Annotated in this window: 21 protein-coding genes; 1 reads left to right on the plus strand and 20 read right to left on the minus strand. The window is 48.1% G+C overall.

All coding sequences use genetic code 11. The features are described from left to right. Positions 1-2: 2 nt before the first annotated feature. From ACFQI7_RS00510 to ACFQI7_RS00585, 16 genes are all read right to left on the minus strand, one after another. Positions 3-2,039, minus strand: a complete 2,037-nt coding sequence (locus tag ACFQI7_RS00510) for a peptidoglycan D,D-transpeptidase FtsI family protein (RefSeq protein WP_218096458.1) — start codon at positions 2,037-2,039, stop codon at positions 3-5. A 276-nt stretch (positions 2,040-2,315) separates the two neighbouring features. Continuing rightward, positions 2,316-3,356 (minus strand): NADH:flavin oxidoreductase, encoded by a 1,041-nt coding sequence (locus ACFQI7_RS00515; RefSeq protein WP_218096459.1) that lies wholly within the window; start codon positions 3,354-3,356, stop codon positions 2,316-2,318. 212 nt (positions 3,357-3,568) lie between these two features. After that, on the minus strand, positions 3,569-4,150 hold the full coding sequence (locus ACFQI7_RS00520; protein WP_218096460.1) for a TetR/AcrR family transcriptional regulator: 582 nt from the start codon (positions 4,148-4,150) through the stop codon (positions 3,569-3,571). Positions 4,151-4,521: 371 nt separating this feature from the next. Continuing rightward, a complete protein-coding gene (locus ACFQI7_RS00525) occupies positions 4,522-5,568 on the minus strand; it encodes a galactitol-1-phosphate 5-dehydrogenase (RefSeq protein WP_218096461.1) in 1,047 nt (348 codons plus the stop codon). A gap of 5 nt (positions 5,569-5,573) precedes the next feature. Further along, positions 5,574-6,338 (minus strand): glycerophosphodiester phosphodiesterase family protein, encoded by a 765-nt coding sequence (locus tag ACFQI7_RS00530; RefSeq protein WP_218096462.1) that lies wholly within the window; start codon positions 6,336-6,338, stop codon positions 5,574-5,576. 83 nt (positions 6,339-6,421) lie between these two features. After that, positions 6,422-7,114 carry a ribulose-phosphate 3-epimerase gene (gene rpe / locus ACFQI7_RS00535; protein WP_218096463.1) on the minus strand — a complete coding sequence of 231 codons (693 nt, stop codon included), beginning with the start codon at positions 7,112-7,114 and terminating at the stop codon, positions 6,422-6,424. A gap of 427 nt (positions 7,115-7,541) precedes the next feature. Further along, positions 7,542-8,303 (minus strand): DeoR/GlpR family DNA-binding transcription regulator, encoded by a 762-nt coding sequence (locus ACFQI7_RS00540; protein WP_218096464.1) that lies wholly within the window; start codon positions 8,301-8,303, stop codon positions 7,542-7,544. Positions 8,304-8,612: 309 nt separating this feature from the next. After that, a complete protein-coding gene (locus tag ACFQI7_RS00545; protein ID WP_218096465.1) occupies positions 8,613-9,719 on the minus strand; it encodes a GerAB/ArcD/ProY family transporter in 1,107 nt (368 codons plus the stop codon). Positions 9,720-9,743: 24 nt separating this feature from the next. Beyond that, positions 9,744-10,883 (minus strand): Ger(x)C family spore germination protein, encoded by a 1,140-nt coding sequence (locus ACFQI7_RS00550; protein ID WP_218096466.1) that lies wholly within the window; start codon positions 10,881-10,883, stop codon positions 9,744-9,746. Between the two features lie 46 nt (positions 10,884-10,929). Further along, positions 10,930-12,450: a spore germination protein gene (locus ACFQI7_RS00555; protein WP_218096467.1), complete on the minus strand. Its 1,521-nt coding sequence runs from the start codon at positions 12,448-12,450 to the stop codon at positions 10,930-10,932. A 133-nt stretch (positions 12,451-12,583) separates the two neighbouring features. After that, positions 12,584-13,702: a Ger(x)C family spore germination protein gene (locus ACFQI7_RS00560; protein WP_218096468.1), complete on the minus strand. Its 1,119-nt coding sequence runs from the start codon at positions 13,700-13,702 to the stop codon at positions 12,584-12,586. A 1-nt stretch (position 13,703) separates the two neighbouring features. Beyond that, complete coding sequence (locus ACFQI7_RS00565) at positions 13,704-14,798, minus strand: GerAB/ArcD/ProY family transporter (protein ID WP_218096469.1); 1,095 nt, start codon at positions 14,796-14,798, stop codon at positions 13,704-13,706. Continuing rightward, positions 14,798-16,333 carry a spore germination protein gene (locus tag ACFQI7_RS00570; RefSeq protein WP_218096470.1) on the minus strand — a complete coding sequence of 512 codons (1,536 nt, stop codon included), beginning with the start codon at positions 16,331-16,333 and terminating at the stop codon, positions 14,798-14,800. The genes ACFQI7_RS00565 and ACFQI7_RS00570 overlap by 1 nt, the downstream gene beginning before the upstream one ends. A gap of 148 nt (positions 16,334-16,481) precedes the next feature. Further along, positions 16,482-16,838 (minus strand): type 2 periplasmic-binding domain-containing protein, encoded by a 357-nt coding sequence (locus tag ACFQI7_RS00575; RefSeq protein WP_218096471.1) that lies wholly within the window; start codon positions 16,836-16,838, stop codon positions 16,482-16,484. Then, positions 16,835-16,990 (minus strand): hypothetical protein, encoded by a 156-nt coding sequence (locus tag ACFQI7_RS00580; protein ID WP_377516536.1) that lies wholly within the window; start codon positions 16,988-16,990, stop codon positions 16,835-16,837. Before ACFQI7_RS00580 ends, ACFQI7_RS00575 begins: the two co-directional genes overlap by 4 nt. 158 nt (positions 16,991-17,148) lie before the next feature. Then, the gene (locus tag ACFQI7_RS00585) at positions 17,149-18,060 is read right to left on the minus strand and encodes a helix-turn-helix domain-containing protein (RefSeq protein ID WP_218096473.1); all 912 of its coding nucleotides are present in this window, start codon (positions 18,058-18,060) and stop codon (positions 17,149-17,151) included. A gap of 337 nt (positions 18,061-18,397) precedes the next feature. Here ACFQI7_RS00585 and ACFQI7_RS00590 point away from each other — a divergent pair, with 337 nt between their 5' ends. Next, a complete protein-coding gene (locus ACFQI7_RS00590) occupies positions 18,398-19,066 on the plus strand; it encodes a phytanoyl-CoA dioxygenase family protein (protein ID WP_218096474.1) in 669 nt (222 codons plus the stop codon). Positions 19,067-19,187: 121 nt separating this feature from the next. On the opposite strand, the gene ACFQI7_RS00595 is transcribed toward ACFQI7_RS00590, so the two are convergent. The 4 genes from ACFQI7_RS00595 to ACFQI7_RS00610 all read right to left on the minus strand — a co-directional run bounded on the left by ACFQI7_RS00595 (position 19,188) and on the right by ACFQI7_RS00610 (position 25,139). Beyond that, positions 19,188-21,500: a helix-turn-helix domain-containing protein gene (locus ACFQI7_RS00595; RefSeq protein WP_218096475.1), complete on the minus strand. Its 2,313-nt coding sequence runs from the start codon at positions 21,498-21,500 to the stop codon at positions 19,188-19,190. A 73-nt stretch (positions 21,501-21,573) separates the two neighbouring features. Further along, on the minus strand, positions 21,574-22,452 hold the full coding sequence (locus ACFQI7_RS00600) for a carbohydrate ABC transporter permease (RefSeq protein WP_218096476.1): 879 nt from the start codon (positions 22,450-22,452) through the stop codon (positions 21,574-21,576). A gap of 18 nt (positions 22,453-22,470) precedes the next feature. Further along, positions 22,471-23,364, minus strand: a complete 894-nt coding sequence (locus ACFQI7_RS00605) for an ABC transporter permease (RefSeq protein WP_230414608.1) — start codon at positions 23,362-23,364, stop codon at positions 22,471-22,473. Between the two features lie 167 nt (positions 23,365-23,531). Continuing rightward, positions 23,532-25,139: an extracellular solute-binding protein gene (locus ACFQI7_RS00610; RefSeq protein WP_218096477.1), complete on the minus strand. Its 1,608-nt coding sequence runs from the start codon at positions 25,137-25,139 to the stop codon at positions 23,532-23,534. Positions 25,140-25,232: the final 93 nt, after the last annotated feature.

Raw genomic sequence — 25,232 nt, forward strand, 5'->3', positions numbered from 1 at the left:
CTTTACGGTACGGCATTGCCCTTCGGCCCGTTACCGTCAAGCCCATAGTATTGATCGTATGCGTCAAAAATTTTGCGCGCGATCGGCGCGGCTCCGAATGAACCGAATCCGCCTTCCGGTACAACGACGGCAACCGCCAGCTTCGGATTATTTTTCGGAGCGAACCCTATAAACACGGCATTGTCCACTTCTTTGCCCCCGCCTACTTTCTGCGTGGAGGTTCCCGTTTTTCTAACCAATTGATAAGGGAAATTGGCAAAGCCTTGCACATTGCTTTCCATTCCGTTAATGACCGCATCCCAATGCTGTTTTGAAAAATGGACTTCGTTTAAGACCTCAGCCTGATCAAACGTTTTGACCAGCTCTCCATCATACGTTTCAATTCTGTCGACAAGAATCGGTCTCAGCCGCTTCCCCCTGTTGGCCAACGTTGTGACATATTGGGCCAGCTGCAGCGTCGTATACTTCTCGTTTTGTCCCCAGGACGCAAACACCATACGGGATTGTTCGGATTCCTTCGTATTGCTTTGAAACTCGCTTAGTCCTTCATATTCTCGGGGAAGGTTACTCCCTGTCGTCAGCCCTAATCCAAATTGGCCTAAATATTCTTTCCATTTATCCGGCGCCGATTTCAAATATTTCTGGTACATCGGGATTCCGACCTTCGCAGACATAAACGTGTTCGACGAGACACGGATGGCCTGTGTGGGGTTGATCGATCCGAAGGCCGTACCGTCCGAGTTGGAAAGCTTGGAATTGTCTTTGCCGTAATAAAATACGCCGACATCGTGATAGATCGAATTCACTCCGAATAATCCTTCATTCAGCCCAATGAGCACTGAAAGCGGCTTGATGGTTGAACCGACATACACGATGGAAGTCGGATGTTTGGAAAGATCCTCCCTGGGATAATCCGGATAAGCGGTTGTGATCGTACCGTTATTGATGAACGGCTGGATCCGGTTATAATCGTCTTGTGAAATGCCGCCGAACCAGACGCTTGGATCGTAATCGGGCATACTCGCCATCGCCACAACTTTACCTGTCTCCACCTCCATTGCGACGGCATAACCGGCCACGGCATTCCGCCCTTTGTTTGCGGGATAATTGCGCGCTTCCGGACCTTTGAGCCAAGCAAGATGATCCGTAATCGCCTGCTCTGTCAGGAGCTGTACGTTTTTATCTATCGACAGAAAAAGGTTGTTCCCTTTCACCGGCTTCGTGATCTCCACTTTTCCAACGATTTTTTGCAGGGCGTTGACCGGGTACGTTTTGCTTCCGTTTTTGCCGCGTAGCTCCTCCTGATACATGAGCTCGATTCCGTCATATCCGACATCCTCCGTATCCAGGTAACCTTCCGCTTTTTTGTCGCGATAAAACGGGAGCCCGTTCTTCGGCTCTCTCGCTTGGGAGAACGGCCGCATGTAACCTATTAACTGCGCAGCCGGCGTCGTTTCTTTCTCATAGGTACGGATACTTTCCTCGGTAATTTCAATCCATTTCAGTTCATCCCTATGTTCGTATATAAACGCCATTTCCTGCTCCGACAAATCCGATTTGATCCGCCGCGGCACTGCATTGTAGCTTGGTTCTTTGGCGGTTTTATTCTTCTCCAAATCGTAGCCTACGTCCATAGCTTTGATAATATCAGGCGCTTTAATTTGATTTGGCGCAGTCTTTCCGTATAGACCGAATATTTCTTCCAGTTTGTAGGCAAGTTCTACCACTTTATCTTTTGGTTGGTTTTGTTCGACTCTGAAATACAGGGATTGGGTCGATATCGTGTAGGCGAGCGGAGCGCTTTGGCGGTCGTATATATTCCCGCGGATGGGTGGAATGGGCGTATCGGCCTTGTTAACGGCCGCTTCCTCTGCCTTCAGCTCTTTCCCGTCAACAAATTGCAGCGTGGCAAGCCGTACGATCAGCACGGAAAACAAAATAAACGTGAAAAAGAAGAAAAGGTTTATTCTAAACGCAAACTTGCGTTTTTTGATCGACTCTTGCTTTCGTGGGTCTTCCATGACGATTAACTGTTTCATGGGAACCGCTCCTTTGTTTATTCCGTTTTGAGCTACCCACACCGTGATGGTTACAATACATATTTATTTTCTTATATGGTGATCTATGTAACAAATCATTCCATTAAAGTAGACGTATACAAGATCGAGCAAGTTGCAGTACTTTGACCGTTACTTCCAAATAAAATGGGAATATAAAAGGTGTTGCAATTCAGTTTAATAATGTAATGAAACGGGGGGCTAAGACATGATTTTCACGTCTTAGCCCCCCGCTGTTTTTTTGTGGCGACCGGAAGCTTAATAAAGTGTTTTCAGCGCTTCAGATGTAAATGGAATCAATTCGTCTGTCCGGTTTTCGCGTATTTTGTTTGCCCACGCCGGATCGACCAATAGAGCTCTGCCCACGGATACGAGATCAAATTCTTCGCGATCAATTCTCTCGATCAACCCGTCGATTTTATCATTACCGGCTCCCCTTCCTTCGGTAAAGAAACTCATAAAATCGCTATCGAGACCGACCGATCCGACCGTTATCGTTGGAAGCCCCGTCAGTTTTTTGGTCCAGCCGGCAAGATTGAGATCCGATCCTTCGAATTCCGGCTCCCAAAAACGTCGCGTCGAGCAATGGAAAATATCTACGCCCGCCTTGACAAGAGGCGCTAAAAATTGGTCCAGCAGCGTCGGCGTTTGAGCCAACTTCGCGTTGTAGTCACTCGCCTTCCATTGCGAGAAACGCAGCACGATCGGAAAATCCGGCCCAACGGCGCGGCGGCAAGCTTCGATGACTTCCACGGCAAAGCGCGTTCGTTTAACCATGTCGCCGCCATATTTGTCCGTACGCTGATTGGTATTCTCCCAGAAAAATTGGTCGATCAAGTATCCATGCGCACCGTGGAGCTCGATGCCGTCGAAGCCAAGCTGCTTCGCTTCCAAAGCCGCTTGTGCGAAAGCATCGACCAGCGCGGCGATGTCCGATTCCGAATAATCGTTGACATGGCCTCTCGCTCCCATATGCCATATTTGCGGGATAATCCGGCCGCCAACGTCGTGTACCGCAGCCACAACGTTGGCCCAGCCGTTCAATGCAGCTTCACCATACATGTGCGGTACGTTGGCTGAATTCGAAGCATCCGGATGGTCGATTACCGTACCTTCTGTAACGATAAGTCCGACCCCGTTTTCGGCCCTGCGACGGTAATAAGCGACCACATCGGAACCCGGCACGCCTTCCGGAGAAAATTGCCGAGTCATCGGTGCCATCACGATCCGATTAGGCAGAGTCAGCTTTCCCTCATTGAATGGTTTGAACAAGGTTTGAACCGATTGAGAATAATTCATAATGACCTCCAAATGAAATTTTGTGAATATATTAACCGCAACCCGACTAGCGTTACGTAAAAAGCATTGCCATGAGCATCCTAATTTATGATTTTACCCAAAAACGTGGATAGATACTCCCCCTGCCACCACCTCCTTCATTACATTTTTATCATCGATTATGTGATGTATTGATTTTGACTACGCTGTCAAGAAATTTGCAAAAAAAAGGATCAAGGCGCGACTAACGCAAAAGACGTGCGTAAGACCGCATCGATCTGTTCCCGTGGTGCACCGGACTTCTCCATAATTTTCGCACCTAGAAGAGCGTTATTCAAATACGCAGCGAGCTCCTTACTGGTATGGCGGGTTGTAATCAACTGTTGCGCTTGCCCGCTGCGGATTACTTTCTCTAGAATTTGCTCCACTTCCACGAACATCATCTTTACTTCCCGGTTTACCTCCTCGTCGTTGCATCCGAATTCAAGCGAGGAATTAACCATAAGGCATCCCCTGCCCATAGTTTCGTTGCACTGGCAAAGCGTTGCGCCGCGTATGGCCTCCAGCTTCTGCAAGGGATGCATATCCTGGGAAATGAGTTCTTCCAAACCCGCTATACACTGTTCGCGATACCGCGCCAACGCCTTCAAAAACAAGGCTCGCTTGTCTTCAAATGCACAATACAAACTTTGCTTCTTAACCTGCGTCGTCCGCGTTAAATCCTCATACGACGTTGACTTATAGCCTTTCGTCCAAAACACTTCCATGGACTGGTGCAATACACGATCGATATCAAATTCTCTTGGTCTGCTCATGGGAGCATGATATCAATTATTGACTACGAAGTCAAGAATGCCGCGGCGATGCCCCCGCTGATGATGATGCCTGTGATTTATATCACTTACAAGGGCGACAGCATGGAATATAATTCGGTTGTAATAAGCAAATGAAATGGGGTATTAAACGTATGGAAACAGCAAAAAGAACGCAACCGAAACCGTTTGACGGATTAGTCACGTTGAGCATAATATTTGTCATACTTCTCAGTTCTCCATTATTTTACTTCATCATTAACCTAATGCTTGGGAATGAACACTTGTTTAATGGGATTATCATGAACTGACGGTGAATTGAGGCTGCCGCGGCAGCCTCGTTCTTGTTGTTATTTTTGTATTGAATTACCCTTTCAATGGGCGCAATACATTACTTTGACGGAGAACGAGCTGCGGTCACGCATCATCTGCAAAGCGCTGCCGATCCCTTCAATCGGTACCCGATGCGTGATCAGCGGCTCCAAACGCAGCTTGCCCGATGCGATAAAATCAAGCGTAAGCCGCCATTCGTTAACCGGTACGTTCGCATAATACGAATTCCAACTGCCGACAACCGTCAGATTTTTACGCAAAATGTTCCAGTACCCGTCTTTCGTCAGTTTCATATCGCCCGACGGATTGCCCATGAGCACCACTTTCCCGAATGGGCGTGTCGTATGCATGGCGTTCTCCAGTGCTGCCGAGCTGCCCGCACCTTCAATCGTCACGTCGGCTCTGCGTCCGTTCGTAAGCCCGCGGACCCACGCCGGCACATCGTCTGTGGCCGCGTTGCACGTGTGTGCGAAACCGCGACTTTGAGCAAAGGCCAGCTTCTCGTCCTCTATATCGATGAGCAGCACTCGCCCGGCGCCCCACGCCTCGGCCCACTGAGCGATCATCAATCCGATCGGTCCGGCTCCATAGATCAGTACGGTATCGCCGATGCCCACACCGGCTTGCCGGAGGGCATGGACCGCCACGGCTGCCGGTTCAACCATGGCCGCTTCTTCGTATGAAACACCGTCCGGCAGCAGAAGCAGGTTCCACACAGGGACGGCAATGTATTCGGCAAACGCGCCGTCCCGCCGCGATCCTATATAATCATAGTTTTCGCATAATGCGAACTGCCCGATTTCGCAAGCACTGCATGCACGGCAAGGCAACAGCGGAAATACGGCAGCGCCCCGGCCGATCAGCGACTCGTCGACACTTTCTCCGACCGCCTCTATGCTGCCCGCAAACTCATGGCCGGGTACCGTCGGAAACGAATACGTCCCCTTCGAAAATACGCGTGGAATGTCCGAACCACATATTCCGCACGCCCTTACACGAAGCAGAACCTCACCCGGGCCGGGCACCGGCTTCGGCCTGATTTCCATTCGAATATCGCCGACAGCGTGCAGCGGCCAAGCTTTCATCATTGCAATCATCCTTTTTGTATGTTCTCACGGATTCTCATGGCCGGTAGCGGATCATTACACGTGAGCAAGGTTACTCCGCATCGCAGCGCATCGTTCACCTGCTCTTCCGTGTCTGTGCAGTAGCATCCGATCACCATGCCCATCTCTCGGAACCGCTGAACCCGCTGGGCGGTCAGCAGCTTCATGCTGATTCCGACCGACCACATCTTGGAATAGGTCCCATCCATCCCGGGGTCGAAATTGGACATCAGCTCCTCGGGAAAACCTTGTGTTTTTAATTGATAATCATCGTGAATATAGGCGACGATGTCCGCATCAAAGCTAGTGAATACGCAGCGCGAAAGATATCCGTATTCGGCAAGCATCGCGATCGTCAAATCCGCGGTTTCTTTGGCCTTTACATCCCGTTTAATTTCTACATTTAACAAAACGTTCGGGAACGCTTGCAGCAGCTTGCATAGTTCTTCCAGGGTCGGAATCTTGAGACCTGCGAAGATATGGTCAAACCAGCCTCCGGCGTCCAGCCGCTTGAGCTCGGCTATCGTATATTCGTTCACCTTGCCGGTTCCGTTTGTCGTCCGGTCCACCGTTTCATCGTGGATTACCGCGACGACTTTATCTTTGGTCATTCTGAGATCGAATTCAAGCACGTCGATCCCCATTTCCAGCGACTTGGCGAAGGCCAGCAGCGTGTTTTCCGGATACGCCGATTTATAACCTCTATGCCCAACGAGAAGGATGGATTGCTCGTTTCGAAGACTATCTATCATATCTGCATCTCCCTTTCTGGGATTAACGACTCAGAACATGACTACACGTCTGGTAACATTAAAGGAACGACCGGGTCATGTACTTAGGCATTCCTTCTTTGCGATAGCTGATTGTATTGCTCGTTAACATATGCTGTCAATTGCGCAGCCTTTTGCTCCAAATCATTGGAATTAAACAAACTAGAGGTGCCGCATACAAGCATCGTTGCCCCAAGCTTCATCACTTTAGGAATGGTTTCATAGCTGATATTGCCATCGACTTGTATATCAATCCGCGAGCCGTTCTCCGCGATCAATTGGTCAAGATCTGCGATTTTCTTGTACATACTGGGAATAAACGATTGCCCTGCAAATCCGGGATTGACCGTCATCAGGCAAACGTAATCCGCATCGTCCCATACATAATCCATTACAGACAGCGGCGTCGACGGGTTTAGAGCAACACCGGCTCTCAGATTCAGCTCCCGGATCTTGTGCAAAGCTCTCTGCAAGTGTACTTTGGATTCCGCATGAATCGATATCCAATCCGCTCCTGCTTCGGCAAACATTTCGATATACCGTTCCGGCTCTTGAACCATCAAGTGGATATCGAACGGCTTGTTCGTATAGCTTCGCAACGCCTTCAGCAAATCCGGCCCCATCGTAAAATTCGGCACAAAGCTGCCGTCCATAATATCAAAATGAAAGTAATTCACCCCGCCGCGTTCCAGCATGTCTACACTATCCTTCAATTTACCCCAGTCTGCGCACATCAAAGAAGGTCCGATTAAAGTCATATGTGGACATCCCTCCTTTCATTTGCAATGAGCACATAACACTCATCCAAAAATACGGTCGAATAGACCCGGCAATAAGACCGATGGTTCCGGAACCAACCATTATCCTACATGTTAATATTACAACAGCGATATTCCGGTATCAACAATTATTTATTTGTTTCAAATATTTTTTTAAGATAAATGTTGTTATTACGTGGTTATTAATATGTTTATCCGGACAAATGTCTTATTCCCTCACATGTATTTTGCATAAACCACATTTGTGACAAACTAAAAGTTAGGATGAATGTACATTGCCCGACGATGCATTGTGGGCTGATCAAAGTTGAACTGACTCGAAGACGGCATGACAAAGAACCCCCACTCAGCGTAGGGGTTTACTGTTATGTACAGAGCAAGCCGAATCGTGCCTGTTGTCGGTTATTTATTCCGCATAAACCACTTTAAGATCTTTGATTTCCAGAATCCCGGTCTCTTCCTCCAGCAATCCCTTATCGGTTATTAACATGTGCACGTCCTCCAAACTAAGCAACCGGATTAGCGATTTTCGCTGGAACTTGCTGCTGTCAGCGACCAAAATCAGTTGATCCGATATGTTCAATATCTTTTTTTTCAGACGCGCATGAGATTCATATGGTTCGCTCACTCCCCGCAGCCGGTCGAAGCCCTGACATGAAAAGAAAAACTTATCGACATGATACCCTTCCACCATAGTTTCTGCGGACATCCCCGTTATGGCCATGGAGTCACTGTCGAAGTTGCCGCCGATCAATATCATCGATATATTACGTTTTTTGACTAATTCATTAGCGATGGCAAGCGAATAGGTCAAGACGGTAAGCGGCATATCGGGCAAGTGCTTGACGATTTGCAGACATGTCGTGCTCGCGTCCAGTGCGATGATTTCGCCTTCTTCCACAAGCGATGCCGCATATTTGCCGATTGCTTGCTTTTGCTCCTGACGAATCGATTCCCTTTGCAGTACAGGAGGTTCAAAGCCTTTGTCCCGATGGCTCAATACGGCGCCACCATGCGTGCGGACAATGAGACCCTCGGATTCCAGACGTTCCAAATCGCGCCGAATCGTTTCATCCGTTACCCCGAACCGCTGGCTCAAATCTCCTACACGGACCGTTCCGCTTTGTTCAAGCAAATTAATGATTTCTTTTCTCCTATCTACCGCCACACGACTTCACCTTCCTGATGGCCTACTTTCTTTGAAACCAAACTTTATTTCCGCAATAATCTGAGAACTATGCAAGCGTCATATGTAAAATCTTTGAAAACCAATGCGGACTACAAAATTTACTATAGCTTATTCTCGATGATCCTACAACTGCCAAGAATCATTTCTGACATTGAAACCGTTCGCATAGTTTATGACCGGATGACCTTGAACGGACGAATTGAAAGGCTGGATGTGCAAAAAGCGGCATCACGGCCGCGGCAGAGTATCGTATGCGTAGACATTTGCATGTACGTTGGCATGTCTGATTCAACCATGAACACCCTTTATCTTGCTTCGCCTGATCAGCGCCACAAGAAACAGTAATAACGGACCTCCTACCATACATATGGGAAATAAATATCGAACGGCTACTACTGTTGGAAATATGACCGAAATTTCCTCAAAGTTGAATGGAATTAAAGCCAAGATCATACATACCGGTGCAATGATCCACATCGGCTTTCTCCAATCCTTCAAACCGAATAACTGTGCAGTTCCGTAACCGGCAACAAACAAATATAACGACAATTTCGTAAAAATGCTCATGATCCAGATGGTGATCACAATGGCGTCAAGGTTTTCAACAATGCCGCCTAGTGAAATCGATCTTACGATCATTAGCATCGGATATGGGTAACCGGCAGCTACATGAGGGCCAAATATTAGGATACTTACAAGAATGGAAAGGAAAACAAGGATACCCGAAACCATTACGCCGGACACGACATGACGGACTGTATGTTTGTGGTGGATGATGAAAGAGACAAGAACAAGCGTCATAATACAATCGCCCAAAAAAGTGGCTGTCGGGAGCGAACCTTTCATAATGCTCAGATACCCGTTATCCGATAAAACCGGCAGCAATCGGTCTGCTTTCATCTCGTTCACAGCTAAAAACATCGGTCCTACTACGCCGATCAAAATAATCGGCCCCGTCAATTCGCAGATACGCGCAATGACCGCTACGCCGTGCATGGTAGGATACAGTACAACGATAAGCATCAATATGATAATGATGGGTACCGGCGTCTTGGGCATAATGGTACCGGTAATAAACAGACTAAACTGCTTTAATATCACGGCTAAAGTGATAATCCAGAAAATGAGATAAAGGCTCGAAACCATCCTGCCCAACCATTTTCCGAGCAGAAGGCGGCTATAGCTAACTAAAGATTGTCCAGGAAAAAAAGTGCCGAGCTTTACGCTTATATAGGCTATTCCGCTACCGATTCCTGTCGCTAAAATACTGGATAACCATGCATCCTGCTGGGCGGATTGAATGGCAGGGGAAGTGGTCAGCAAAATCGTCATGATGACCTGCATGCTCACCATCATCCAAAACAACTGACGGTTGGTTAACGTCATATCATCCATACCCTATCTTCTCCTCTTCATTGGTCATTGCGTTACCCGAACATTGGTTATTCCAGGACGATGGATTCGTGTATTCGTTTCAAGTTCCACATCAATGGATTGAAAGACTGGCGTCCAATCCTCTCTTACTCTGCTCCATTCATGAGGATATTTTTTATGAAAAGCTCGAGCAAAGCCGACCACATCCGTTTTCAGTTTTTTTTGCAGCTGTTCCATGGTGTGAATTAGCGTTTGTTTGATCTCTTCATTAAACGCGCCTTCGATTTTTCGCAAATTGTCCGAACCGTTGGCGATTACTAGTTTGGTCGAGTTTTGCACGACATCCGCATCCAGCTTCACTTTGACCCGCATTTTCCACTTTCCGTTGTTAATGGACGGGTATAGCTTCATGTCACTATGCATCACCCGAATAATGATGCTTCCCTCTTCTTCTTTTCTGGTTAACGTAATATTGCGACCAAGCACAGCATGTTGTAATAATCGTAGTCCCGTTGTGCACTCATTGTCTAAAAAACCGACCAATTTCTTCTTATGTATAACCGCCAGTCCGCTGATGGAAAGGATCCTTTTTTCGGCCCCGTTTGTGAGCATGGTCGTTAAGTCTGCGGTAGGCAACAAGAATGCACCGGATTCGCCGCTAATCAACGCTTCGACCTCATGCATTGTAGAGGAGCGAGTGGTTGGCTTCTGGGAAAGCTTGATTAATGTTTCATACGTATTCGGATCAATTTGGGAGTTGAGTAACTTTTTGGCCGTCCCTTTGCATATAAAAAAATTGGCTTGTTCCCTGGGCTGAATATCTCGGAACAAGAAATCGAATTCATCATGCATTCCTTGCCGGGCCAGCGCCTCGCCAAACACATAAGCTTTGGTATGGCTCCACGTGAAATAACGAGGTAGCCTCTTTTGCAGATCCGTTAAAGCTTCTGCCATAGAGCTGCCTTTCGTTGAAAAAGTATAAACATTGCCTTCCCCACCGGCGCCTCCATTCCCCGCCCCATCTGACGTAGCGGTAGGATTCGGGATAAATACTTGTACCGTGAGCTCAATCTGATCGTCATCGATTTTGTCAATGCCCGCAGATACGATCATGGCCATATCATTCACTTCAATCTTGTCCCAGCAGCCGGCCAGCAGAGCTACAAGCAAGAGCAGCGGAAACAATACGTATAATCTCATTTCCCGACTCCTTCCGATGCGGCCTTTGCGCTTATTGTTGCTCATCGGGCTTACCGCTCTGTCTTATCAGATTTCTCTTCCTCGTATAAAATGCTGGACGCCATCTCATCTTGCTTCGTGGAGCGCGAATCAGTACATCCTTCAAGGCATTCGGATAAATAGGCGATAACGGAGCGAGGTAAGGCACGCCGAAGGACCGGAGAATGCACAAGTGGCTAATAATAAACAGCATCGCTAAGATAAGCCCGAACAATCCGAGGATGCCGGATAAAATCATAATGGGAAAACGAAGAATTCTCAAAGCGATACTGGTCGGGTATTGTGGCATCATAAATGAGGATATCCCGGTAATGGCAACAACCATAACCATCGGCGCCGAAACCAGTCCGGCTTGGATGGCGGCTTGGCCGATCACAAGCGCACCTACAATACTGACGGCGGATCCCACCTGTCTTGGCAGCCGAACTCCGGCTTCACGCAATGCTTCGAACGTTACTTCCATGATTAGTGCCTCCAACAGCGCCGGGAACGGAATTTCCTCCCTTGATTTGGCAACGCGAAGCAGCAGCGTCGTTGGTACCATTTCCTGATGAAAAGTTAACACCGCCACATACACGGCCGGAGCAAGCATTGCGACCAGTAAAAACAGGTATCGCAGCCAACGGATAAGGGTGCCTATAATAAAGCGCTGGTAATAGTCCTCGGGAGATTGCAGCATGGACCAGAAGGTCGTCGGGGCAATAAGAACCATAGGCGTATTATCCGTAATGATAATGACGCGGCCCTCCAAAAGACATGATGCCGCTACGTCGGGGCGTTCCGTTATCTGCAATTGGGAAAACGGCGAATAATTGTCTCCCTCCAGTAGTTCCTCGATGAGCCCGCTCTCCATGACGCCGTCCATATCGATTTGAGAGATCCGGTTCATCACCTGATCTACCACTTCCGGCTTGGCAATGCCCTTAATATAGGCTACATTCAGTTCCGTCTTGGAATACCGGCCTACGGTGAAAGATACAAATTTTAATGCTGGCGTCTTGAGTCTTCTGCGAATTAAAGAAGTATTTACGCCTAGCGATTCAATGAACCCTTCGCGGGGCCCTCGTACCACGGCCTCTGCTAACGGTTCTTCGATGGACCGTTTTTCAAAGCTCGTTAATCCGAGCGACAGTGCGCCTGCAAGCTTGTCCATTATCAGCACCGCCCTGCCGTCCAATACGTCGTTAACGATGTCGCCGATAGTTTGAAGTTCTTTATGGTCTGAAATCGTGATTTGCTCACAGATTTTAGAAATGGTCTCGGGCGGATCGGAATCGATTTTTTTGAGAGGGGTGAGTACGTAGCCGTCAAGCAGTTCCATATTGATCATGCCGCGGATATACATCACGGTAGCCGCCAACTTATGATGTAATTGAACAGGTTGAAAGACCACATCGGAACAGTCCGTAAACAGCTTTTTCAAATGGCTGACGTTTCCGGCCAGATCCGACGATACCATAGCACCGGATAATTCCTTGTCTATGGATGGATCTTCCGGAAACGGTTTGTGCATGCTAAACTCCCCTTTGATGACATCTAGTTAGTTATGTTATGCTCCGGTCGCACGAGAAATATTCTCCATATGTTCCATTTATATCTATATATGTATTGTAATGGGTATTGGTTTTCGCGGCTCAACGATCCGTTTACTCCGTGACGCCTTCCGATTGGAATTCAACTTTCGTTTTGATCTGTATTTTTGCTTTTGCAAATGTAGTTTCCCAATGATCTTGGACCACTTTCCAGGAGGGATATTGATAAGCCCGAGCATAAAGACCGAAGCCGAAAGGATCGACACGGTTGGACTGGCATTTCGCAATCAATGCCGTCAATTCTTTCTGTAATTGTTTGCTAATCGCGGCTTCCAATTCATCCTTGTTCTTTACAACATTGTATTCAAAGTCTCGGGAATACAGCGTAATCATGAGATTCAAAGTTACATCGAATTGGAACGTACCCGCGGCATAGGCGGTCTTCATTTTTCTTTTCACTTTGCCTATATTGATCGCGACGTAATCGCGGCTGTTATCGTCTGCATTCGACGAACTTTTAACTGGAATCGATAGGGAAGCATCGCCATCGATTTTATCTTGCAAAATTAACAAAAGCGTAGATTCGAATAAACTCAGGGAATCAACATACTTGCCTTCACTCGTCAATAAACTTGTTCCGGTCACTTTGATATCTCTCGTGTCCTTTCTTATTTCCGTAATGACGGGCGAGATTCCCTTTTCTTTTATTTGCCGGCGAAATTCCTGCACATTCGTTAATACGGTGATGTTTCTGCGATTGGCCGTATCGATTAGTTTTCGCATATGAATGGGCAGCCGGGGCTTATTTTCCGGCGTGAAGTTGAAGATTTCACTTAACGGTCCATCAACCAGAATGACCCGCGGGGAGGCGCTCTGCTTCGGCTCACGGTAAAGAAGATCCAACATTTCAATCCAATTTTTCTTCTGACGGATGAACCGCATGCTGAGAAGCAGCGACTGGTTTTTACCGGCAATCGTAATTCCCGTCACTGTCGAGTCGATCTTGTTGCGAGCTTCCCGTATCGTTCGAGCTTTCACCGATTGAACCTCGACTTTCTCCTTTGCTTCTTTATTAAAGACCGGACTTGAAGAATATACAATCATGTTGTTGTCTTCGTCCACATCCAATCCAAGCATCAGGGTAAACGAGACTTCCTCCAGATTCGTTTGATCATAGCACCCGGAAATCAGGATGCTCATCCCTACGAAGATGAACATACAAACGCGCTTCATCCTAATTCCCCCTTCGGATCACACCCACAAGTTTCGTATAGGCCAATAAGCATACGGGGAAAGCAAACGAGATATAAATCCCCAACTCGTTCAACAACTTTTTAAGATGGTCTACCCGTTCTAATGTAGGAGCGTAGAATAATGAGAAAACGATAATACAGGCTAGAAATACGCGCAAAAAGGGACGGTGATCATCCATTCCAAACAGCCGGCTTGTGCTGTACACGGCACTGTACAAATAAAATATCCAAACTCTTGAAAGCATGTATAGATATCCGATCAAAACAATAATTTCAATGCGTTCCAAAAAACGAAACTCGATGATTTTGATAACCTTCAGTGTGGGCAGGTTATACGAAGTAATATCGTCTGGCGAAAAAAAAGTAGAGCAGACCATGATAACGATCATGTATACGATCATCGTCAAGGTATTGCCAAGCAGAACGCCTTTTACGGCCGCCTTTTTATTGCTCAAAAGCGGATACAGGATGAACGCGGTTTCAAACCCGAGAAACGAAAACACCGTCGTTTTCACCGCGCCGAATACAGGGAACCATCCTTCCTTAAGCACAGGCAGAAGGTTTTTCCATTCCGCATCTCGGAGCGGATAAAGATACAACAGAACGAGCCATAAAAATCCCCAAAATAACAATTCCGCATAGCGTCCCAATACCCGGAGTTTATGCCGCGCTATCGTATACACCGGAAAGGCAAACAATAGAACGATCAGGTAAGTAGGTGTTCTGGGCAGCAACTCTTCATTATAAACATGGACGGAAGCAAAGAAGCTTGTGAAAAATGTAAAATAGAAATATAAGGAAAGAAGAGCCCCCAGTAGCATCCCGAGAGCTTTTCCGAAATACCGGTATAACAAATCGAATACGGTCGTTCCAGGATGCTTTGCCATCACTTGAATGATGACGAGACTGCATATGACGGCAATTACCCATCCGATGAGCAAAGAAATCCACCCGTCGGTTCCGGCCGTTTTCGCTAATTCCTTAGGTAAGGATAACAGTCCGACCCCGAGCTGTGCCCCATGAATCATAAACGCGAACTGTAAAACTGAAATTTCGTTCCGCGCATCTATTTTCATTAATCGTCACCTTTCCGATGATTCGATCTTTGCCGTATTTCTTGTATAGGGTTTGCACTTAAAGGGCGTTTGTTCATTTTCCATAATGGCAACCGAATGAACGTATCTTTCCAATCAGCGAATTTCATCGGGCTGATCGGGCTGAAATAAGGCATTCCTAACGATTCCAGCGCGATGAGGTGTCCGATCAACACCATCAAACCGATGGCAACCCCTACGAGTCCGAAAAACGTGGCGATGAGCATCATCGGGAAACGGATCAATCGAATGGCTGCGGACATATCGTGATTTGGAATAATGAAAGAAGCGAGCGCGGTCAAGGAAACAACGATAACCATGATGTTGCTGACAACACCCGCCTGTACCGTTGCCTGCCCGATGACTATGGCGCCTACAATCCCTACCGTTTGCCCGATCGGTGCCGGCAGCCGAATTCCCGCTTCCTTTAACATCTCCAAAGTAAGCTCCATAATGAAAGCTTCTACGAGAGGAGGAAACGGAACGGCGGCTCTGGATGTTCCTACGGACAACAACAATTGCAGTGGAATCACTTCGAAATTAAAGGAAATGACCGCAATATAGATCGCCGGCAGTAAAATGGTAACAAAAAATGCCATGAAGCGGATGGTTCGCAGGAAGGATGAAACTTGCCAGCGTATACTGTAATCATCGACGCTCTGAAAAAACGTAACAAAAGAGACGGGTCCGATCAGAACACCAGGTGTTCGATCGACAACGACGGCAAGTCTGCCTTGCAAAATTTGCGAGGCAACCGAGTCGGGACGTTCCGTGGAGGAAAACTGCGGAAATGGAGAGTATGGGTTGTCCTCAATGAATTCCTCCAGCTCTCCCGTATTGAGTATGGCATCCACATCAATCTTTTGAATTCGGTCTTCCAGCTCTTGAAGAACTTCCGGATTCGCAACGTCCGCTAAGTACAAAATGCTGACGTTCGTTACTCCCCTCTCACCCACCGTATATTCTTTTATTTTCAATTCACGGTTAGGGATGAATCTGCGAATCATGGCTATATTTTGGCCGGCCGTCTCTACAAACCCTTGGTGCGATCCTTTAATGGAAGCTTCGAGCTGAGGATCTTCAATCGCTCTTTGCGGCCAACCTTGCGTGTCAAAAAGCTGCGCTTTTCGGCTGCCTTCTATAAACAGTACGCTTCTCCCTTGCAGTATAGCTTGCTCTACCTGAAACATATCGCAGGTATGCCGTACATCGCCAATCGTAATGATGCTATCGGTTTCGAGGTCCTCGGCCGATTCGTGCATTAGCGGCCGCAATAAATTATCATTTACCGCTTTTCGGTCCGTAAGCTCACCAATATATACGAGTGCCCCCAGCGCGCCGGTGGATTTGATGTGAAAGCGGCGAATAATCAAGTCAGGGGTTAGTGTGAGCAGATTTTGCAAAACGGAAATGTTGTCATGTAATCTTTCGCTAAGCTGTAAAAGGGAGGGCTCGCTTGCTTGATGTCCCACGGGATAGTGCTTTTTGCTTCTGAGCCAGTTACGAAGATATCCCATCCATCCGTCCCCTAAAATCATAATCATTATGCGTTCCAACTTATGTTGTACAATAATGGTATTTTTATTCGTTGCGTGATTCGTTGCACAAAAAAACGCGGATTCTCACAAATCCGCGCCTCCGTCACATCCCCATTGTCAGTCCGAGCTATTTCATTTCCGCGAGCTTCTTATTCATCAGCTCATCATAATTGCGCAGCGCGGTATTCGTGTCGATCTTATCCGCTACAATTGTTTTCATCAGATTCGTAATTTCGTTAAAGGCTATGGAACCGTACTCAGTCGGAGGGAAAGATTGCTGCGGTCTTGTCTTAAACACGGCCTGAATGTTTTTCCCTTTCAAAAAATCCATATCTTTGGCAAACTCTTGTTCAAACTTTTTATCTCTCAGTACCGATACTTTTCCATACCGTGCCATATCAAGCTGCACTTCATCGGAGGTCATCACTTCCACTATCCGTAACGCATCGTCTTTGTTTTTGCTGACTGCCGACATCATCATCATGTGAATGTCGATTTGCGTACATCGGCCAAATCGCCAAGCCAGTTCATTCCGGCAATCATGGCCAAATTGCGCTTAATTTCGGCATCCGTCAAATAGCTTCTCACGATACCGATTGAGACGGTTGCTGGTTGGTAAATTACCGGCATTTTCACGTCACCGCCGCTTTCCCCCTGTTTCTGGTCCCCGCTGCAGCCGGCTAACCCCCAAACAAGACAACGGCATTTAGCAGGATCACCCATGGATTGCTCATTTCCGGCCCTCCCCCTATGTACGGATCAATGTTTCCTTGCTGCTTCCGCTCACTTCCTTTTCACGAATAGTAATAATAATGGTTTAGCGGGTAAGACTCTTCCAATTCATTGACGGGAGACAGGTGTTTAAGTTGAGGGGAAGAATATTTTTGCCGGTATTGGGAGGCGGTCATCCCCTTCATATTCATAAATGTCCTGTAAAAATAATGGACGTTTTGAAAACCGACGGCATACGCGATTTCGGAAATGTTCCACTTCTCTTGCACCAGCAACTGGCACGCTCGTTCGATTCGGCGTTTGATGATCGCTTTTTGCGGTGTCATCCCCGTATACTGGACGAACTTCCGGGTAAAATGCTCGTGGCTCCAGCCTGCCTCTTGGGCGAGCCGGTCGACGGTGATCGGCTCCGTCAAATGGCGGTCGATATAATCTAAAGCTTTCAATACGGGCAGGGAATGCTTCGTATCGGAGATCGGCGCGAACTTGGATGAAGGCATCCCCTTCAATCCCTCCAGCTCCGCCAGTGCCGAAGCGAGCAGCAGCTTGCAGCGCTCTTCCCATAAATAAACCTTTTTATTCGACAAATACAAGATTTGCTTTATGAGCAGCGGAACGAACGTCTCTTCCACGGAATGCAGGCAGACGGATTCGTTTGGCGGTTGCGTAAGATGATTATCGGTACCTGCTTCCCAGTAAAAAGTAATAAACAAATGTCTTACCGGCTGGGATTTGTCGAACTCATAGGAATACGTCTCTCCCGGAGGCGTAATAATGATGCACGGCTTGTTCAGAACAATGGTTTTATTAGAACATACGTACTTGGTTTCGGTGCCGACTGGAAAATAAACGATCTGATGATTATGGTAACAAACCGGACCGTATATCCAGCCTGGCTTCACGATAAAATCACCGGCCACGATCAGTCGAATCCGTTCAAAATCGAAGGTGGAGTGAATCAACTCTAAAGGCATAGCACAACGCCCCTTTCTTCTGCTCATTGTACTATATTGTGCTATACCGGTAACGAAAAACATGCGTCTATAATTCCTGCGCAAAGCGACCTTTAGCTGCGGCTCCTATAAGGTCTACCGGAGAGAGCATTCATGGTTCGAACATGGTTACAGTATGACGGATTTGCGCCACTGCCTCAATGCAGGGGAAAAGCGATTTTGTGCACGGATTTGATCAGAGGCTACCGAAAGATTCTCATGCTTGATTCAGACACAAAGTATCGGGATTTGTGCATATTCATTCATGCCAAGCTGCGCTAAGCTAGATCGTGCAAGGAATAAAAGGAGGCGTCATCCTATGACAACCCATGCGAAGCTCGAATATGAGCGAACCGGTTATACCGTACTGAAACAAACATTTTCTGAGGAACAAGTCAAGCTGTATAAGGAAGAAGCGCAAAAAGTGCTGGAACAATACGGGGTAGGAAAGGAAGGCGTTTATTTAGGCATGTCCGTGGCTAGCGCCGTTTTTAAGGAAGCAGCGGCACATCCTGTTCTGGTCAATGCATTAAAAGAAATCATCGGAGACGATGTCGTTTTTTTAAGCGATAAGCTTGTTTTCAAAAATGCATCAACCGATTTCGGATCGCCATGGCATCAAGATTATCCGTATTGGAAAGGAAGTCATAAAGTTTCCGTGTGGATTGCCTTGGACGATGCCACACCCGACAATGGCTGCCTGAGAGTCGTGCCCGGATCCCACCTCAAAGGGGCAGCGCGTCATGGCGGCGATGCCTCGGACGGCCTCGGCTTCAAAAATCGGTTGGAAGAGCAGGATCTTGACGGTCAGCCGATTGTCGATTTACTGGCCTCGCGAGGCGACGCCATTATTTTTCATGACTTGTTATACCATGCTTCCTATCCGAACATTTCCGGTCAGGACAGGTGGGCGTTGATCTCGACGTATAAAGACGGTACACAAGAAGACCCGGAGTATCCATGGGCAAAAGCCGTTTTCCGAGTGTAGCTTGAAACTTCTTAGCCCCTGCTGATCGAATCGGAAGGTCACTAAGCGTCACAAGAAGCTTTTTGGGGAGGGGGGGCCGCTAGGCCTCTCTCCTACTTTAGGTCGTTTGAAGTTCTAATCCTTAAAGTGATTCGCGGTACTTGCCAGGCGTCGTTCCTTCGTATTTTTTAAATACCCGAATAAACCCGATATCGCTCGCGTAACCGACTTTATTCGCAATTTGCATGAAGGTCAGCTTCTTATCTTTCATCAGCTTCTTGGCTTCATCGATACGGACTCTCGTTACATAATCCGTCAAGTTCAAACCCATCTGTTTCTTGAACAGTGCGGACAAATACTGCGGAGTTAATTCAAACTGTTCGGCGATGATCGTCAGGCTGAGCATTTCATCGCCGTAATGCTGCTCGATGTATTGAGCAATCCGTTCGGACAGCTGCCGGCTGTTGCGGGTGCGGCTCACGTTCAAATAATGGCATAGGGCGAGGAACCACTCCCGGATTTTGACCTTCATCTCATCGACGGTCGAGCAGGCTGACAGATCTTTCAACGGTTCGAATTGCTCCCCGAACACTTCGCTGTAGAACGGGTCCATCGGGTTAATGATTTTCCAGAGCGTGCTGACCATGTTATTGAACAGGCTTCTTCCCATTTCGGGCGTGATCCGCCGCTGGGTGAAATGCGCATGAAACAGATTGCCGATCAGTTTATCTACATTCTCTACATCGCCGCTTTTGGTGAAATTGATCAATTGCATTTCCGTTTCGATCGGATAATAGTAATGCCGGTCGGCTGCCGCAATTTCCCTGTAGCGAATGATCGCGCTATGGTCTCGATACATTTTGTAATCCAGCGCACTAAGCGCTTCGAAGTACGACTCGCCGACCCTTTCCATGCCTTCGTGCATGTCCCCGATCGCAATCGTAATATACGTTTTGAACCTCTGTTCAATCACCTGCATGAGCCCGTCGGCGATGCCGTCCAGCACCAGCGAGGCTTCAGCGCATCTTTCCTTGTAAAAGTTGATAAGCAGCGCGACGCGGTTCTGATCCAGTTCCACCGAATACCCCCATGCCCGCTCACGAATCAGATCGTTGCCGACGTTGGAAATAATAAATCGAACGAGCGCCCACTGCCGCTCCGATTGATCGTTGCTGAAGCCGCTGAAATCGGCGATATCGATCAAGATTACGGCAAAGGATTCGGAGATGAGGCGAATATCCATGAAACGAAGCGACTCATCGGTCATCCGGGACACATCCACATGCCCGCGGACGAAGCGGGATAGAAAGCTTGCCTGAATGACCGGAGTCTGACGGGACAATATATGCCGAAGCTCCCGCTCTTCATGAATGGTCATCCGGATCGTTTCGCGGATGAATTCGTATTCGTTGGCGGGCAGCGCCGCCCTCCCAGGCTTCTCCTTCTGCAGTACGCGTACGACGTCCCGCAGCGGAGTATAATTACGGTGCAGCCAAAAAACGATCGCCGCTCCCCCGCCGGCCAGGCAGATCAGGAGGAGGGTCATCATCCAGTTTTTCAGCGTGTGGACCTTTTCCAAGTACACATCCTTAGGCATGACCAATACATAGTTCCATCCGTTGCGTTCGGATACGGTATGCAGCAGCATCTTATCGACGCCTTGATCTTCATATTCGTAGGGCACTCCGCTCTTCAGCGAGGCAAGCTGGTGTTGATTCCAGAGAAGCGCATCGTCCTTATTCCCGACGAGAAGCCGGTTCTCGCGATCGAGAATGAAGACGGAGCTTTGGTAGGCGAATTCAATCGGTGTCAGCATGCTGCGAACTTTATTCATATCGAGCAGGAAGACAAGCGCTCCGCGAAGAGCGCTTAGTTCCCCCAAAGGCAGCGTCTGAACAAACGTAATCGTATCCAGTTTGCTATTAGGCGTCTCATAAGTAACGGGAATATAGTCCTGATAGTGGGGATGATCGATGAGCCCGCTGCGCCATGTATTGAAGTCGGAGCCGATGGGACGATATAAACGGTGAAACAGCGTGTCTGCCGTCGTTTTGGAGGAAGGTAATAAAACCGTATCGTTCGCTCCAAGGTAAACGTAATAATCGCGGATATAGTCGCTTGCATTCTGATAGCGCGACATATGTTCCGACACAAACTCCACAAATTTGTAGGCGTCCGAACTTTCGGCGGTGTCCGCGTTGCTCATCAGCCACTGCAGCCTGGAATTGAATGCGATTTGCTGGGATATTTGCTCCACGTCCTTGAGCTTGATGTCCATCACTTGGCGGAGCTGCTCCAACATCGCAAGGTTCGCCCGGTTCGCATTTTCGACCATAATGTTGCTTGTCTTCGTGTACAATATGGATCCGAGGGCAAGAGGTAGCAGGAAGACGGCCAAATAAGACAATAAGAGAGTGATGAAAGCGCTACCACGTAAAGTGCTGCTTAATCGCACCTGGATCACCTCTTCACATTTGTCTTGATACTATCTTATTCTGAATTATCCGCCCTTTTCCTGCTATTCCTCATTATTCTTTCAACGCCCCGATCATGACTCCTTTAACAAAATACTTTTGCAGGAATGGGTATAGGATAAGAATCGGAAGCGTCGCGACCATAATCGTGGCGTACTTGATCGTTTCGCCGATCGGCATTTTATCCACGCCGGCGGCGTCCGTCGTCATGCTGTCCGTGCTGTTCGTAATGAGTATTTCCCGCAAAATGAGCTGCAGCGGATACAAATTGCGATCGCGCAAATAGATCATGGCGTTAAACCAGGAATTCCAATGCGCTACGGCATAAAACAGAACCATAACCGCCATGACCGGTATTGATAAAGGAATGATGATCCGCCACAAGATAGTCCACTCGCTCGCGCCGTCCATTTTCGCCGATTCTTCCAGACTGACCGGCACAGCCTGGAACGAAGTTCGCATGATGATCAGGTTCCACGTATTGATCGCGCCGGGAATAATCATCGCCCACACCGTATCTACGAGCCCCAGATTGCTGACGAGAAGATAAGTCGGAATCAGCCCGCCCTGAAAAAACATCGTGACGACGATCATAAACATGACCGCGTTTTTAAAATATACGTTTCTCCGGGAAAGAAAATACGCTCCGAGCGAAGTCATAATGAGATTGATGAAGGTACCGGCAACCACATAAAACAACGTATTGCCGTACCCGTTCAAAATGTTCGGATTGGCAAAAACGGCTTTGTACGCATTCAGACTAAAGCCGTAAGGCTTCCATAACAAGCCGCGATGCTGCGCGAGTAACCCCGGATCGCTTATGGATGATAAGATGACGTACAAGAACGGATACAATGTGACGAAACAAAGAACGATCATCAATAACACATTCACAACGCTAAATGTTTTTTCGCCTAAAGTCGGTTTATCCATCGTGCTTCTCCTCCCCCGTCACCATAGTTTGGTTTCGCTTACCCGCTTGCTTATGCTGTTGGAGATAATGAGCAGGGAAAAGGCAATGACAGCGTTAAACAATCCTACGGCCGTCGTGTAACTGTAGCTGGCTTCCAATATCCCTTTGCGGTACACGAACGTAGAGATGACGTCCGCCGTATCGTAGGTCAGCGAATTATACATGAGCAATATTTTCTCGCTGCCAACGGACATCATCGATCCCATTTTTAAAATCAACAAAATAATGACCGTGGGCATAATCCCCGGAATAGTAACATGGACCATCTGCTTCCAGCGGCCCGCCCCGTCGACTCTGGCCGCTTCATACAATGAAGGATCGATCGTGGACAGCGCGGCGAGATATATAATGGAACCCCATCCGACTTGCTGCCAAACGCCGGAGGAAACGTAAATAAATCGGAACCATTCCGGCTCGGACAAGTACGACTTGGACGGGATGCCGAGCGTAGACAGCAGTTGGTTCACAACGCCGTCTCTAGCCAGAAAATCGACCAGCATCCCGACCACGACGACGATCGATATAAAATGCGGCAAATAGGTGATCGTCTGGACGATTCTCTTGAACGCCTGCCGGCGCAATTCGTTGAGCAGCAGCGCGAGGACGATCGGCGCGGGGAAGCCGAATATCAGTTCGTACACGTTGATCAGTAAGGTGTTGCGGATAATTCTCCAAAAATAATAGCTGTCGAAAAACTGGATGAAATGTTCAAATCCGACCCAGGGGCTGCCCCAAATGCCGGAGCCGGGACTGTAATCTTTAAATGCGATTTGCAGACCGTACATCGGACCGTAATCGAAAATGACATAATAAACGATGACCGGCAGCACCATCAAGTACAAAAGCTTATTGCGCCTTAAATCGCGGCCTATCGTTACCCATAAACTTTGCGCGGAACCGGCCGGTTTCGCGGGTGTCCTTGCGGCGGTTTTGGTTGTGTTCAAACGGCGATCCCTCCATCGCTTTGAAATGGATCAGGGAGATGAACGGATCATCTCCCTGAAATGTGGAGTCTCCCTGACAATCGTTTGTCAACGCATTATCGTTTGTTGTAGCGTTCCAGAGCGGCTTGTTGAATTTTTATCGCTTCCTGGATTCCCATGCCTTCGATCGTCTTGACATACTTATCGAAGTTATCGAGCGGCTCTGCCCCCATAATAAACTTGTTGAACATTTCGTCTTTGAACGTGTTCACGTCGTTCATGATCGAAGCGAACTTACTGCTCTCGCTCGCGGTCGGCGTAACTTGAGGAAGCTTCCTTTCGTTGGTCGGCTCCGACCAGATCCGGATCGAATCCTTCTGCTCGGGCAGAGCGGCATATTGCTCCATATATCGCTTGTCTTGCACGAAAGGACCGTTGAAGTTGGCGCGCACATGGCGGGCCATCGCATACGCCATGGACGTATCTTTCGGGTTCATGATGCTGTCCAAGTAAACCGGGTATCCGTTTTCCATTTTGTAAGAGGTGCCTTCAACGCCGAAATTAAACATCATCTTGCCTTCATCGCTATAGGCGTAGTCCAGCCATTTGGCCGTTGCTTCCGGATTGGTGTTGGATGTAGTAATCGCAGCGGCGATCCCGCCGGAGAAGTTGTACGACTTCGCGCTCCACATCTTTTTGTCGCCCTGTTTGACTACAGGGAACGGAGCGGCCACAAGCTTGAAGCCGGGTATTTTATTATTCACGAGCGAAGTATAATTCCCGATGCCGGAGCCTGTGCTCATAACGGTGGCGAACAGCTGATTTCCCGTCACCTTGGCGTCCTTGAGCTTGCTATCCGTAACGGCGAAGTCCGGATCGAGCAGTCCTTCCTTGTACCATCCGTTCATCAGCATGAGAAATTGCTTGTACTCCGGCTGTGTCGGTCCGAAGCTCACTTTTCCGTTCACTTGATAAAAATCGTAATTCACGCCGAACGATCCGAGAAACGGAATCGCTCCCCCCATATCGCCTTTGCCGATCAGAAGCGGAATTTCATCCGGTTTGCCGTTCCCGTTAAGGTCGCTCTTCTTGATCGCCGTCAGCACGGTATGCCAATCGTCAAGCGTTTCCGGCATTTTCATGTTCAGTTTATCAAGCCAGTCTTTACGGAGAGCGATCCCGTTGCTGACCAGCAAATAATCGTCGCCGCGCAGGAACGGGAATCCGTAAATACTGCCTTCGTCGGTGACGATCTGCTTTTTCCAATCCGGGTTCGAATCCAGTATTTTCTTTAAATTCGGCGCATTCTTAGCGATTATATCGTTGAGTTTAATGATCTTTCCGTCTTTGATCGCTTTCTCCGGACCGCCCGGATACCCCGTCCAGCCATATTCGATAACATCCGGCAGCTTGTTCCCGGTAATCATCAGATTGAATTGATCCTTCTCCTGCCCTACCGGCGGATGCTGGAACTGTACATTCGTTCCGGTTCGTTTCTGCAGCTCCTGATAAACCGTCATTTCCCCAAAGCTTTTCAGCGTAGCCGCAACATTACTGGCGAGGCCCACCCAATACGTAAGCGTTTGCAATTTCGGGGGCTCTCCGGTTTGCTGCTTATCTGTCGTCTGTTTCCCCGTACTCGAATTGCACCCTGTAATGATCGAGACCGACAGCAGCGCCGTCGTCCCTGCGGCTAACCATCGTTTCCGCTTTTCATGGTTCATACCCCTTTTTTCCTCCTTTAAATGAAACTCTGCTTAGCGAAATGCCCGGCTCCGGCGAAACGATTCAGAACGGCCGGAGCGAAGCTGCTTAGC

The organism is Paenibacillus allorhizosphaerae, from assembly GCF_042659105.1.
Taxonomy (GTDB): domain Bacteria; phylum Bacillota; class Bacilli; order Paenibacillales; family NBRC-103111; genus Paenibacillus_G; species Paenibacillus_G allorhizosphaerae.

Excerpts from the sequence above, each read along its gene's own strand:
- ACFQI7_RS00510 (WP_218096458.1), bottom strand. The coding sequence starts at position 2,039 with ATGAAACAGTTAATCGTCATGGAAGACCCACGAAAGCAAGAGTCGATC.
- ACFQI7_RS00515 (WP_218096459.1), bottom strand. The coding sequence starts at position 3,356 with ATGAATTATTCTCAATCGGTTCAAACCTTGTTCAAACCATTCAATGAG.
- ACFQI7_RS00520 (WP_218096460.1), bottom strand. The coding sequence starts at position 4,150 with ATGAGCAGACCAAGAGAATTTGATATCGATCGTGTATTGCACCAGTCC.
- ACFQI7_RS00525 (WP_218096461.1), bottom strand. The coding sequence starts at position 5,568 with ATGATGAAAGCTTGGCCGCTGCACGCTGTCGGCGATATTCGAATGGAA.
- ACFQI7_RS00530 (WP_218096462.1), bottom strand. The coding sequence starts at position 6,338 with ATGATAGATAGTCTTCGAAACGAGCAATCCATCCTTCTCGTTGGGCAT.
- rpe (WP_218096463.1), bottom strand. The coding sequence starts at position 7,114 with ATGACTTTAATCGGACCTTCTTTGATGTGCGCAGACTGGGGTAAATTG.
- ACFQI7_RS00545 (WP_218096465.1), bottom strand. The coding sequence starts at position 9,719 with ATGGATGATATGACGTTAACCAACCGTCAGTTGTTTTGGATGATGGTG.
- ACFQI7_RS00555 (WP_218096467.1), bottom strand. The coding sequence starts at position 12,450 with ATGCACAAACCGTTTCCGGAAGATCCATCCATAGACAAGGAATTATCC.
- ACFQI7_RS00560 (WP_218096468.1), bottom strand. The coding sequence starts at position 13,702 with ATGAAGCGCGTTTGTATGTTCATCTTCGTAGGGATGAGCATCCTGATT.
- ACFQI7_RS00565 (WP_218096469.1), bottom strand. The coding sequence starts at position 14,798 with ATGAAAATAGATGCGCGGAACGAAATTTCAGTTTTACAGTTCGCGTTT.
- ACFQI7_RS00570 (WP_218096470.1), bottom strand. The coding sequence starts at position 16,333 with ATGGGATATCTTCGTAACTGGCTCAGAAGCAAAAAGCACTATCCCGTG.
- ACFQI7_RS00575 (WP_218096471.1), bottom strand. The coding sequence starts at position 16,838 with ATGATGATGATGTCGGCAGTCAGCAAAAACAAAGACGATGCGTTACGG.
- ACFQI7_RS00585 (WP_218096473.1), bottom strand. The coding sequence starts at position 18,060 with ATGCCTTTAGAGTTGATTCACTCCACCTTCGATTTTGAACGGATTCGA.
- ACFQI7_RS00590 (WP_218096474.1), top strand. The coding sequence starts at position 18,398 with ATGACAACCCATGCGAAGCTCGAATATGAGCGAACCGGTTATACCGTA.
- ACFQI7_RS00600 (WP_218096476.1), bottom strand. The coding sequence starts at position 22,452 with ATGGATAAACCGACTTTAGGCGAAAAAACATTTAGCGTTGTGAATGTG.
- ACFQI7_RS00610 (WP_218096477.1), bottom strand. The coding sequence starts at position 25,139 with ATGAACCATGAAAAGCGGAAACGATGGTTAGCCGCAGGGACGACGGCG.